Source organism: Sporosarcina sp. UB5, from assembly GCF_050859005.1.
Lineage (GTDB): Bacteria > Bacillota > Bacilli > Bacillales_A > Planococcaceae > Sporosarcina.
Map to the genome: position 1 here is coordinate 575,873 of NZ_CP125984.1, position 12,561 is coordinate 588,433.

The window sequence follows — 12,561 nt, forward strand, 5'->3', positions numbered from 1 at the left end:
TTAATTACCATTGCAAATTGTTTTCCAACTGTTGATAATTGATATATATAATTAGTCAATATCCATGCTATAAGGGACATAGTAAAGGGGTCAATTGCATGAAAACAAAGGTCACTGTAACTCTAACTGATTACGAAATGAAAAAACTCAACCTAGTTGCAGAAATGTATGGGAAGAACGTTTCGGCAATCGCAAAATTAGGCGTACAGCTTTACCTTGATCGATTTATCGATTTTGTATTAGAAGAAATAGAAGAGGAAAAAGAAAGATCCTCCATTGTGCATTAAAATATCTTGGCATTTCTAAAAATGGCATGCAAGGTACATAAATAAGGGAAAAGTAGATGTATGACTTTACTTTTCCCTTAGCCTTATTGAGATTATTGATTAAAAGTAAATAAAGAACCTTTATACACCATCTCACTTTCGAGATCATCCAGTTGTACCAGCCATTTTTCTAACTGTTTGTCCCAATCCCGACAACCTCCCCCGTATATTTGTTATAAGCAGCGTAAGCCGTCCCGACAGGACCGTTCCTGTTTTTCGAAACGATGAGTTCCATGATGTTGTCGTTATCATCTTTCGTGTAGTACGCATCACGGTATAAAAAGATGATGACGTCCGCATCCTCCTCAATCGAGCCCGATTCCCGCAGATCCGACATGAGCGGCCGCTTGTCATGCCGCTGTTCCACAGCCCGGCTCAACTGCGCGAGCGTTACGACCGGACAATCGAATTCGCGCGCCATCCCCTTCAACTCCTTCGTAATCTGAGAAACTTCCAAATGCTTCGTACTGCTCGTATCTTCCGAATGAATCAACGTTAGATAATCAATCAAAATGAACGGCTTCCTACCCGGATATTCATGGATCATCTTGCGTACTTTCATCCGCATTTCCGCAACGGTCTGCCTGCTTCGATCGAAAAACTGGATATTGGTCTCCGCCAGTCTACCGATTGTTTTCACCCAATTCCCTTTTTGCGACCCACTGAGCATCCGATAAGGGTCGCGCATCCGGAGTCTCGAAAAACGCCCCGTCGACGCAAGCAGCCGATCCCGCAAACTCGTATCTGACATTTCAAGTGAAAAGATGATTGGCAAACGTCCTTGCCACCCGGCGTGCTTCGCGATATGTAGCATGACATCGGATTTCCCCATGCTCGGACGCGCGGCGACGATGGTGAGTTCACCGTCTTGGAAACCGTTCGTCATTTCATCGAGCTTGCCAATGACCGCGTGCGCACCGTCCACAATCTCTTTTTCGACGAAAGGGTCTTCATACACGTCCATTAACAAGTCCGATATCTTGGAATGATCGCTCACCCGATTATCGTGGATGGCATCGAGCTCGCTCATAACACGATCAATCGGCCAATTCTCCAAAGCCGCCACATGTAGCACGTTCTGCTTCTCACGCTCCCGCCAAACATCAAGCATCGCCTCTAAATGGTCATCAAACTTTTCAACATGCGCATATGTCATAAGATCCTTCACATAATTCGCCCCGCCCAGGTCCTGCGGGCTGAACGTCGTCAACAGCGTGACGAAATCAACCGTCTTCCCTGCAGCACGAAGCTCCTTCATCGACTGGAAAATTATTTTATGAACCGGATCCGCAAATTGGGAAACCGCCAAACCTGAATCCAGTATCAAGTAATTCTCCTTCAACATCGAACCGAGTACCGCTTTTTCCGCAATCATATCGCTTCCCCCTTCGTCAGATCTAATGTGAATTCATTCAGACGCGCTCTTTTTCTTTTATTCTTAGTTCTTTCTTTCTTAGTAGTTGCGATTTGTTCGTTAACCGCTCGTCGTTCATTTGCGAAAACGTTTGTCATTTGCCCATCGTTCTTCTGATAAAACCCCCAATTGACAATCGTTATGACCTGATTTTGGTTTGTCGTTTCGCTTGTCAAAAATCCGTATTCCTCGAATCGTTTCAAAGCCGTCCGGATTTTCGATGCGGTCACCCCTTTTCCGCAACGCTGACTGAGCGAAGCAACTGACGTGACAAACTGCCCCGGCTGTAAAGAATACTCCCTTCCCCCCCACGTCCACTGCTTCTCCTCATAATTTGCCAACATAAGCAATGCCATCAAAATCACCTTTTGATCCGATGTTGACTCCGTCCATATCGGCTTATCCATTATCCCTCGATGCAATTTCACCCAACCGTTCACTATCCTTTTCCTCCCCTTAACATGTATTGACCAGACCTTTCATTTGTTATATAGATGCGAGTTTGGGAAAAGGATACTGCAGAAGAAAAATAATTTTATTGGACATAAAAAAAGCACCAGCCCTTGATCGACTTTTTTGTCGATGGGTTGGTGTTGAATTACGTGAGGTACCAGGCACCCATTCAATTCGGACATAGGCGTTCCTCCTGAATCTATTTTAGAATTACTTTGTTTGAAATGAACAAAGATCTACCTATAATAAAGTCAACAGGTATTTATTAATAAACTAAAAAGGACCCCCCAATGCGGCAAACATTAGGTGGTCTGTACTAAGTAATAGCAATAGGTTCCCCTCAAGAGGAATCAGCTAGTTAGATAAAATAATCCATCCGTTATGAGCTGCTACTCAAGGATGGATTATTTTTTATAATATTGAGGTACCAAGCACCCGTGCAATTATGTCTTAAAAAAATCATATATCGAGTCCTGCAACATATCTTTTCCGTGAATTCTCTCGAAAGTGCTGAAATGAAATGATATATAAAATGCTTCCTTTTCTTCATCAGTCCATCTGTCCAACAATCTAGGACTCATTGTTACATGTTCGGTATGAAATGCTAGCATATTATTAATAAACTTCTTCTTATTTGTGTTGTTCAATTCATTGAATTGTTCAAAATAAACTTTATAAGTTTCTTCGTTTTCCTTTAAATAAGAAAAAATAAAATAGGATTTACCATCCATTGGAAGAATAGAAACATATAAGCTTTTTAGTGGTCTATTTAAATCCATGAAATCATTAATTTGTATGCCATTTAAAGTTTCTTCAGGTTCAAACACCGTTGAAATTGCAAATTCTATTTCTTCATTAATCTCCCATATATAATGCTTTACTAAACCGTATTCGTGACTTTCCAATGCCTCATTAAGTTTCTCATTAATGCTTTCCAGCTCAATGCGTGATTGAATTAATCCTTTTGAATAAAACCTAAACCTCTCGTCATTAATTGATGAAGGTTTTTCTCTAAATGTAGATTGATTCATTTTAATTTGTTCTAACTTTTTGTGATAGCCTAAAGCAAATGCTCTATATGCTAATAAAAATAACTGTTCTTCGCTTTTAATAAAAGGCCTATCTTCAATTGGTTGAAATATAGTTTTGTCATGATGGCTGCAAAAGCCAGAAAACGTGGTAGCAACTTTTCTGCCTTTTCTTTGTAGACTCATGAACATACCTGTTTCATCTCGCTCTAGAACACTTACGTATCCATCTACCGCCAAATTACTTAAAATTCTATTATTTTGTAATGAATGTGCTTTAATAATTTTTGATGAACATTCTTCTTTTTTTAGGTGTATACACTGCTTTACCAATCTCTCTCTTGTTATTCTCTCCATATTTTCCTTGATTTTTTCCACATTCATAAAATCAGGATTATCATTTCTCCCAAGACAGCACTTTTTATATTTCTTTCCACTACCACATAAACAAGGATCATTTCTACTGAATTTTATTTTCATATTCATCACTCCGGACAGAAAAATAAGTATTAGAAAAAGTTATACGCTTAAATTCATGAAAGTACAAACTGTCGTGATTTGGTTTCATCTCTTGCTAACCTAGTCAATGTATCTCTTTTTTTAACTATTATAATAATACCACATAATTTGTAAAAAGTTCCTTTCGATTAAGAGGACTACATATAAGTGTTATCGCCGCCAGCCTATATAAATGCTACTCAAAGGGGAAGATCATATGCCAATCTACAATAAACTTGTGCTTGATCTGATACCCGACATTATCGAAAAAGACAGTAAGAATTGTGTCACGTATCTATTGTACTACTCACAATAGTTAACGGAAGTGAACAAGAAGATGCATGAGGAATTGGCTGAATATGAAGGGGCTATCACATCCGATGAAGCGGTTGAGGAACTAGCAGATTTGCTAGAGTTGATTCACGCTGCAGCAAAGTTTCACGGGGTAACGGTGGAAGAGCTGGAAGCAGTGCGTGCGGAGAAAGCGGCTCAGCGCGGCGGTTTTTGAGGAGCGGATTTTTTTTAGTGGAAGTGGAAGATGACTAAACAGCGATTACTTACACAGAACTTACTGGAGACTGAGATTAAAAGCTGCTTGAATCATATCAAGCAGCTTTCCATTTTATATTCCCGTGTACTCTATCAACTTCGTTAAGCTATTTTCTATCCAATGACAATCTACAAAAAACACCTTTACATTAACGCCATCATCACTCATAAAACTAATATCCTCATCATCAGAAAAAGCCTCCGTTTTCGGATAAACTAGGACTATTTCATTCGTATTATACTTCTTTGCATACGCATACATTTGATACATGTCTGCTTGCGATATACCGTAATTTTTTCTCGGCTCATTTTTTAACAACTTCCACTTAGTATCGATAATGATTGTACATTGTGTACGTTCATTGCGAAGTACAATGTCCGGTCTTAACGCAAACTGACGTTCAAATAAATAATACTTACGATCCTGTAGGTTAACTGTCCATTCAGTTCCAACAAGCATTTTACTTAGCGTTTTTCCTATATAGCTTTCAAAAACTTTTTCCATTGGAAAGAGTAAAGATTGCGCGGTTGCTTCACCTGCGAACATAGTAAAACTCATTCTTTTCAAAAAGACTTTGGACCACTTTAAACTCGATTCATAATCTTTACTGTTACGATCAATTTTCACTTGTGAAAAATCTTTATCAATCGCCATAGATGACTGCACCAATTCAAAATGCAATAACAGTTTGCGTAGTTCTTTAATATTTTCTGCGCTCGTTGATTGCTTAACAAGTAATTCAAGAGTCGATTTTATTAAGCGATTTTCAGGTCGATTTAATCCGAACTCGTCGTATTGTACATAAAAGCGCTCCCTGTGGACTGTGTTATGTTTGATTTGCTGAGCAAAATTCATTTTCCCCTTAAATACTTTCAAGTTGTCCTCTATCTCATAATAGGCCGATTTTAAGCCACGCTTTACTAAGTATTGCACTTCCATTATGTAGAGTCGGATGAACACCTCGAAAATCGGCATTTTGTCAGTATATAAGTTCGATTCATTAAAACTTTTACTCGGAAAATCTTTCAATGACTTCAGCATTTTTAAAAATGTTTTTTTCGGGTCCTCTTGTGTCCCACCGTGAATTTTAGGTAAAATTTGCAATTGTACATGATCGTTTACTTGTAGCACGCCAACATAGTTTTTGGCACGAATAACTTTGCCAACATTACGCTTTGACGATATCGATAAAAAATCAATTGCGTCATCTACTTCTTCGTACTCATTAAACGTAAAGATTAAATCTTGAAGTTGATTAAAAGCAGATTTTTCTAAGTAAACATATCCGAACTGTTCACTCGCATCTCGGTTGGATGTGATGACATCGTATTCTCTTAACTCTAGTATCTTCATAACGTTACTCGTAAATCGCTTTATAGCTTTCTGTTAAATAAAAAGCGGTTGGCTGTATTTTATAGTAATACTCTGGTAAATCTATGTCAGGATTCGCTTTGAATAAAGTATTCAATTGAATAGGTTTATTTAAAATAAACTTATTAATATCTTCCTTCGCATTATCACCGAGAATAAGTTGGATTTTGCTATAGTCTTCATAGAAATATTCTTGTAGTAAAGGAATGAGCGCGTTTTTAAAAATACGTGCCAAGTTAGCGATCGACGGATCATGTTTTAAACTCATAAAATATGCATGACCAATTGTATGCTCACGATCGTATAGTACTTCTATGCGCTTATTAATTACCTCGACCATTTGCTGAATGTTGATGTCTTCTACATAAATATCTCCTAATAAACCTATGTTCGGTAGCATCTCAACAAACTGGAAACGGCGTCTTAAAGCGGTATCCATTAATGCAATCGAACGGTCGGCAGTGTTCATTGTGCCTATAATATATACGTTGTCCGGTACACCAAATTCTTCTTGCGAGTATGGAAGTGTTACTGTCATCGCTTCATTCGCTCCTAAACGTTTCGTTGGCTCAATTAATGTGATTAGTTCACCTAAAATCTTTGAAATGTTACCACGGTTAATTTCATCGATAATGAAGACATGATTTTTATCATTTTTCTCTACTTTTGTCGAAGTACCTTTTGCGTATTTCATAATTATTTCATTCACCGATTGCATTGAAATACGGTGAAGCTCATAAATCGTTTGTTGAACCAAATTTTTATTTCCATTTAATTCATAAACACGCTCTTTAATGCCTGTTGCAACCCACTGCACCTTACGCGTATTCGGGTAATGTTCGTCTCCATCTGCATCTTTAAAAGGATTGCTTGTAATAACGCCAATTGCATCGATATGTTTTTGATCACCTAAAGAAAAGACGATATCTCCCTTTTTCATTTCCTCGTAAAAGTAATATAATGATTCATTAGAGTAACCTTCGCTTTGAGCTAATTCGATATCTTCCGCAGCCCAACCAATACGGATTTCACTATCCTTAAAACATTTATCTTTTAAGTAGTTTTCACCACTACCGCCAATTGAAATTTTCCACAGGCGGACATCGTGCTCAAAATGTTCATTGTTGGCTGTTACTTTTAAACCTTGGGCATGATCACAAAACGCTTTAAAAACGCCTGATGCGACTTCATATTGTATTTCACTAGACGTTTCACCGTTAAAAACCGGTCTAATCCCTTCAATAAACTCTTCATAGCCATAGGATTGATGGAACGTAGTAAACTGAATTTGAGATGATTCCTTATATCGCTTATAGCTCGCCATAATCGATTCATATGGTTCTAGTTTTAGTTGCTCTAACGACTTATTTTCAATAATAGCCACCGCATATAACGCTGTATTGTATGTTTTCCCTGTACCAGGAGGACCGTATAAAATTAAATTCTTCTCAAATAAGGGCGTACTTACTTCAATATGCATTTGTTCATCCCCTTCTAATTGAACAACTTCTCCAATCTCTACAATCTGATCATAGTATTGTTTTAGATAGGCAAACGCCGATTCTAACATGTTTAAAAGCTGTTCATTCGAAATTTGTTTCGCTTCTAACTCGCTACTGTAAATTTCATAGACTAGCTGAACTTTTTCTATTTCACTGTTATCTACTTTTTCAGCAATTTCTTGCTGTGATAGATCTGTTCGATATGAATCATTTCCATTTTTGAACTTCACATAATAACATAAATGTTCGTCTTGCTTGAACTCTTCTCGAATAATTTGGCTATGTCGTTTAAATTGCTCTGGAGATGCACTTTTTTCATCTAGTTCAATTGATACTCGAAAACGTATATTTTGCTTTGAATCTCGATGGTCTGCAAACAACGATATACTTGTCGGATGATCCATCTTATCTTTATGTTTAAGCTGATTCCATAAATAACCTCGAACTTTATCATTAGTACCTAACAGCCATTTCGATTTACCTTTATTCGTTAACTCGTACTTATCTGCTAAATGTTCTGCTAATTTATTTAATTCTGCAGCTGCAGTACCTCCACTTTGACGAATTTTCAACATTTTCATCCTTTGCTCACCATCTAATTTGGATGGATCTGTATATGGGTGATTTGCATAGACTAATAAGTGTTCAATTATTTGTTCAAATCTAATAACAAATATTTGTTTATATTCTCTACTTAAAAATTTTAATAAATCCTTAACAGCAATCGATCGTCCTTGATCTTTTTCAAAAGGAATCATCTCGTAAACATCTAATTTTGGGTGCTCTTTTTCTCCATTCATTTCACCTAAATATGTAATTCTTCTTTTTTTATTAACTTCTCTTAAATATTTATAGTTATGATTAGGATGGTCTGCGTTATTCCACTGATTTACTCTTGCATGTTCTACAGTCTTATCAGTATAAAACTGTGCTCTTTTTTGAATTTCAGATTGTTTAAATGAAATATCATCAATTGTAAATTGGGGATTCTTTTCATAAACCTCTAAAGTCATAATCGCAGCAGCTAACCATATCGCTTCATGCACTTCATATCGCAACACTTCCACTTCCTTTCATTATTACTCCTTCGGTCGATGAGTCACGTGGATTAGGACCCTCTACGATATACCTTTTTCACTACCACAATAATACCATATAATAAGAAATAGCTTCCCCACTCTTCAAAATATTGTAACTTAACCTATCTTGTAACTAACCTATATACTAAAATGTAGAAAATCGCTACTCAAAGGAGAAATTCATATGCCTATCTACAACAAACTTGTCCGTGACCTCATCCCACAAATTATCGAACAGGACGGTAAGACATGTGTCACATATAGATTGGACGACTCGCAATACATAACAGAAGTGAACAAGAAGATGCATGAGGAATTGGCGGAATATGAAGGAGCTAACACATCGGATGACGCGGTTGAGGAGCTGGCGGATTTACTGGAATTAATACACGCAGCAGCGAGGTTTCACGGGGTGACTGTGGAAGAGCTGGAAGCAGTGCGTGCAGAGAAAGCAGCTAAACGTGGTGGCTTTGAGGAGCGGATCTTTTTAGTGGAAGTAGAAAATATAGCTAGAGACACCAACAAATAGATCCGCTTCAAAGGATGTAGCTTGAATCAAAATGGAATAAAATGAAAATGTGTGGTTTATTAATGAATTATATTAATTAGGGAAGATGTTGTATGGCATTATCCTATGGGATAACAATTCATTTACTTCCACAATTCTCAATTTAGGAAAATCATTACCCTTATAATCTGTGAAAAACCCGGACTTAGCAGCTTCAACTACCATATTTCTAGTAGGTGGTCTTAGAGTGACGAACACCCCTAAATCAGCTGACTCATAATCTACAACAGTATTTAGCTCTCTTATATCCTTAACGGACACTTTTCCGCTCTTTACTTGGATAATACACTTCCTAAGAATTCCTTCCCTACCATTTTCAAAATATCTAATACCATCTATACCTCCATCAGCGCCTTTCGATATTGAGTTATAATCCTCTTTATAATTCATGCCTAATAGCGAAAGAGCCCAAATTTGAAATTGAAATCTATTAGTCTTTGCTAATTCTTCTGCTCCTTCTAAGTCAACAGGTTCCCCTTGTGTACTAAAATTAGCCAGTAATCCAAATTCGTCTATTAATCTATCCTTTATTGTTGTTATTGCTATGTGGGTTATATCAATACCAATCCACTTCCTACCTAACCTTTCTGCGGCAACAACCGCAGTACCACAACCACAAAAAGGATCCAAAATTGTATCTCCTGGGTTAGTACCTGCTAATATTATTCTTTCTAATAATTTCAGGGGCTTTTGGGTCGGATACCCCACTCTTTCTTTTGAAGTTGGTGTTAAAGCAGGTATATCCCACCAGTCCTCGGGAATTTTCCCTTTCGGATTAGGCCTATATAATTTACCGTTAACTAAATTACCTCCGTTATTTTTATTATTAATATAACCGCCAGTACCTTCATAAGGAACCCGAATAGCATCTGCATTAAAAGTATATTTTTTGTTTTTAGCATAGAAGTATATAGTATCGTGTTTTTTTGCAAAATTTCTTTTACCTCGTCCTCCTTGTCTGTAACACCATATAATTTCGTTTTCAAAATTTTTAAATCCAAAAACTGCGTCTAATAAAAGTTTTAAGTAGTGAGAGGCGGATGGGTCACAGTGTAAAAATAAAACCCCATTTGGTTTTAATATCCTATACATTTCTAATAACCTAGGAGCCATCATTGTTAGATAAGCCATCATTTTATTTGTCCCCAAAAATTGTCTCATGGATATTAAAAAATTTGATACCAGATGGTTATTATAGTATTTTATCGTTTCTAAATATAGCTTTTCTGCGTCATTATTCCAATACCAAGTATCTTCAAACACTTTTATTTGAGCAGATGACTTTGCTCCCTCATTATTAGTAAATATTTGATTGTAGTCCCTATTGCTATTAAATGGAGGATCTAAATAGATTAAATCAATTGTTTCATTTCTTATCTCATTTTTAATAACTGATAAATTATCACCGAAATACAAGATGTTAGACATTCGTACCACCTTTCTTTTAGTGGTACAAGATATGCAAAGGATAGCTTGTTCCATAACAAATATCGTTGCTAATTACTTAAGCACTCGGATGTATTCTACTCAAAATATTGCGTTCCATAGGAAAGAAGCTAGCCCTGACTGTTGTTTCGGATAAGCAATAATGGCAATCACTCAAATACAACCAATACTCAACGCGACCACTGAATGCCGCAAAATCATTACCTTCCTGGAAAATGCTATTTGCAAAACCATCAAGATGCGCTTGAGAATGACCGGATAGTAAAGAAAGAAATGAGCAGTTTAGGAGAAGAGCAAGACCAGTAAGACCAGAGACATAGCCGCCGAAGCTCGTGCAGAATTTGTTAGGGATTTGTTGAAAGAAAAGAAAACAGTGAAAGAGATTAAAATGATTAGAGGGGTGAGTTAGTTAAAAAGGATTGGCAAAGTGTAAAGGACCAGGGCACTCATGCAATTTGGAATTGTTTAGGTGCCCGGGTAGCTGTTTAAATTTTCATTCTAAATTTATAACTTCACTGAACTGGGAACTTGTGTAAATTTATTTTTAAGTTCATCTATAATATTTTTACTAAAAGCACTTGACTTTGATATATTAACTAGGTCTTTTTGTTGTGTCTTTATTCGATAATCGATCAAGATTTTTTTAAAGAGCTTCATAGACTCTGAAAATTGATCAGACTCAATCCTGATTTCATCTGTTGAAGATAATATTTTGTCCGTGATATTATTAGTTCTAAAAAACACACTTGCAACCACCCTTGCTAAATGTAATGAATAGTATTTAGTAATAGCTTCGTCTTCCTCGTCTTTCGTTTGTAACTCTGTCTTCAAGTACTCTTCTGTCTGTTTCATTATTAATATACAATTATAGTAAACATGCGTATCTCTTCTTTGCGGAAATAATAAATCATAGTCTTCATCTGACTTAGTTAAGATAGTTGGGTTTGATCGCGCTTTAGAGGGATTATCAAATAAGATTGCCGTTAAGCATTGTGACAAGTAATTAATAGAAATAATCTTCGAGATAGGTTTCTGTAAGTTTCTATAATAATTTTTTCTTCTATCATAAAAATAATCTTTCCTTAGAAAATAATCTTCAATATTCCTCTGCACTTTATCGGTTGCTCTCAGTAAAGAATGTGGGACAGGGTTTTGCGAATTTGTAGATTTTATTATACGGTCTCTAGATTCTTTTTCCTTTGTAATTATTATCTTTATAAACAACGACCTACTATCCGATTCTTTTAACTGTTGGTCTTCTGAAAATACATTATAAATAGAATGTGATGTTTGTAAACCATTCACAATTTGTATATTGTCCAGGTGAAATTGCTTTCCGACAAGAGTTCCCTCATCAGCAATAATTGTAACTCCATTATTTAGCCACCAAAAATCTATATCTGTTTCTTTTTTTATTGAATCCTTAATGTCATTATTTACAACTGTATTATTTTGGAAGTCTCTAATGTTAGCTTCAAATAAATATTTTCGAAGTTTATTATTACTACTATCAACTAAGAAGTCATAGTAATCTTTCATTAAAACTGTTGCCATATAACCTTTTTGGCCACCTTCCCCATATTCAACAAAAATCGGATTCTCATTGAGCTTCAAACTCAATGAGTAGGATCTCGTATTTCTGGATAAATCAATTAGATCAGATGCGTCAATTACTTCATATTTAAAATGGATGTTCCCTAGCTGTGATCCCATTATTTGCTTTTCTAAGTCTGCGACTCTTTGTTGGTAAGACTTATTGACACGAAGGGGGCCATAAATATTTTCTTTATTTCCTTTTGAAGCGTGAATAAAGTTAAAGTTGATTTTCGGATGTTTGCTTGCTATTTTTTTTATTATTTCCTGCGCAAGCTTTATCTTTTCAATAACTTCTGGATTAATACCCTCTACTTCTATCTCATCAGCTAAATTAATAATATGCGGTGCAATACTATTAAAATTTTGAATGGGGGTCTCATCAATAGAAGATTGGTTTTTAAACTGGAAAAATATCAATTCCAAAAGCAATCTATTCTCAATTTCAACCTCTTCCATACTATTAATTAATCGATCATTCAAAAAAATAAATATACCGTCTATCCCCCAGTCCAACTGACCACCGATTAAACCGGTTTTAATCTCATCTAAAGCCAGATCTCTCTCTTTAAAATAATTTTCCGTTACGAAATACTCAAACACAACATCTTTATTTTCATTGCTAAAATTTAATTTATATTCATCTAATATTGCATCCAATAAGGTAAGTGAATTCCCCATTTTCATCCTCCAAAACAGCTTTTATTATATTTTAATAGTTCGTCCCAATTGA

9 protein-coding genes and 1 pseudogene are annotated in these 12,561 nt (G+C 36.1%); 3 read left to right on the plus strand and 7 right to left on the minus strand.

The window, feature by feature from the left end:
• The first annotated feature begins 98 nt into the window (after positions 1 to 98).
• Entirely contained in the window at positions 99 to 287 is a 189-nt protein-coding gene (locus tag QM454_RS03060) for a hypothetical protein (protein ID WP_432361431.1), read from the plus strand.
• Positions 288 to 456: 169 nt separating this feature from the next.
• On the opposite strand, the gene QM454_RS03065 is transcribed toward QM454_RS03060, so the two are convergent.
• From QM454_RS03065 to QM454_RS03075, 3 genes are all read right to left on the minus strand, one after another.
• On the minus strand, positions 457 to 1,701 hold the full coding sequence (locus QM454_RS03065) for a replicative DNA helicase (RefSeq protein WP_432361432.1): 1,245 nt from the start codon (positions 1,699 to 1,701) through the stop codon (positions 457 to 459).
• A complete protein-coding gene (locus QM454_RS03070) occupies positions 1,698 to 2,180 on the minus strand; it encodes a hypothetical protein (RefSeq protein ID WP_432361435.1) in 483 nt (160 codons plus the stop codon). The genes QM454_RS03065 and QM454_RS03070 overlap by 4 nt, the downstream gene beginning before the upstream one ends.
• Positions 2,181 to 2,636: 456 nt before the next feature.
• A complete protein-coding gene (locus QM454_RS03075; protein WP_432361437.1) occupies positions 2,637 to 3,701 on the minus strand; it encodes a YecA family protein in 1,065 nt (354 codons plus the stop codon).
• A 235-nt stretch (positions 3,702 to 3,936) separates the two neighbouring features.
• Here QM454_RS03075 and QM454_RS03080 point away from each other — a divergent pair.
• Positions 3,937 to 4,265, plus strand: a pseudogene (locus tag QM454_RS03080) (nucleoside triphosphate pyrophosphohydrolase).
• Positions 4,266 to 4,341: 76 nt separating this feature from the next.
• Here QM454_RS03080 and QM454_RS03085 read toward each other — a convergent pair.
• Positions 4,342 to 5,622: an McrC family protein gene (locus QM454_RS03085; protein ID WP_432361440.1), complete on the minus strand. Its 1,281-nt coding sequence runs from the start codon at positions 5,620 to 5,622 to the stop codon at positions 4,342 to 4,344.
• A 4-nt stretch (positions 5,623 to 5,626) separates the two neighbouring features.
• Positions 5,627 to 8,200, minus strand: a complete 2,574-nt coding sequence (locus QM454_RS03090) for an AAA family ATPase (protein WP_432361443.1) — start codon at positions 8,198 to 8,200, stop codon at positions 5,627 to 5,629.
• Between the two features lie 205 nt (positions 8,201 to 8,405).
• Here QM454_RS03090 and QM454_RS03095 point away from each other — a divergent pair, with 205 nt between their 5' ends.
• A complete protein-coding gene (locus QM454_RS03095; protein WP_432361446.1) occupies positions 8,406 to 8,750 on the plus strand; it encodes a nucleoside triphosphate pyrophosphohydrolase in 345 nt (114 codons plus the stop codon).
• A gap of 72 nt (positions 8,751 to 8,822) precedes the next feature.
• Here the strand turns inward: QM454_RS03095 and QM454_RS03100 are convergent, their stop codons facing one another.
• Both QM454_RS03100 and QM454_RS03105 read right to left on the minus strand, forming a co-directional pair.
• Positions 8,823 to 10,217 (minus strand): DNA methyltransferase, encoded by a 1,395-nt coding sequence (locus QM454_RS03100; protein WP_432361449.1) that lies wholly within the window; start codon positions 10,215 to 10,217, stop codon positions 8,823 to 8,825.
• A 522-nt stretch (positions 10,218 to 10,739) separates the two neighbouring features.
• Positions 10,740 to 12,509, minus strand: a complete 1,770-nt coding sequence (locus tag QM454_RS03105) for an AIPR family protein (RefSeq protein ID WP_432361451.1) — start codon at positions 12,507 to 12,509, stop codon at positions 10,740 to 10,742.
• Positions 12,510 to 12,561: the final 52 nt, after the last annotated feature.

Coding starts and splice junctions, on each gene's coding strand:
- QM454_RS03095 (WP_432361446.1), top strand. CDS start 8,406: ATGCCTATCTACAACAAACTTGTCCGTGACCTCATCCCACAAATTATC.
- QM454_RS03105 (WP_432361451.1), bottom strand. CDS start 12,509: ATGGGGAATTCACTTACCTTATTGGATGCAATATTAGATGAATATAAA.
- QM454_RS03060 (WP_432361431.1), top strand. CDS start 99: ATGAAAACAAAGGTCACTGTAACTCTAACTGATTACGAAATGAAAAAA.
- QM454_RS03075 (WP_432361437.1), bottom strand. CDS start 3,701: ATGAAAATAAAATTCAGTAGAAATGATCCTTGTTTATGTGGTAGTGGA.
- QM454_RS03085 (WP_432361440.1), bottom strand. CDS start 5,622: ATGAAGATACTAGAGTTAAGAGAATACGATGTCATCACATCCAACCGA.
- QM454_RS03065 (WP_432361432.1), bottom strand. CDS start 1,701: ATGATTGCGGAAAAAGCGGTACTCGGTTCGATGTTGAAGGAGAATTAC.
- QM454_RS03100 (WP_432361449.1), bottom strand. CDS start 10,217: ATGTCTAACATCTTGTATTTCGGTGATAATTTATCAGTTATTAAAAAT.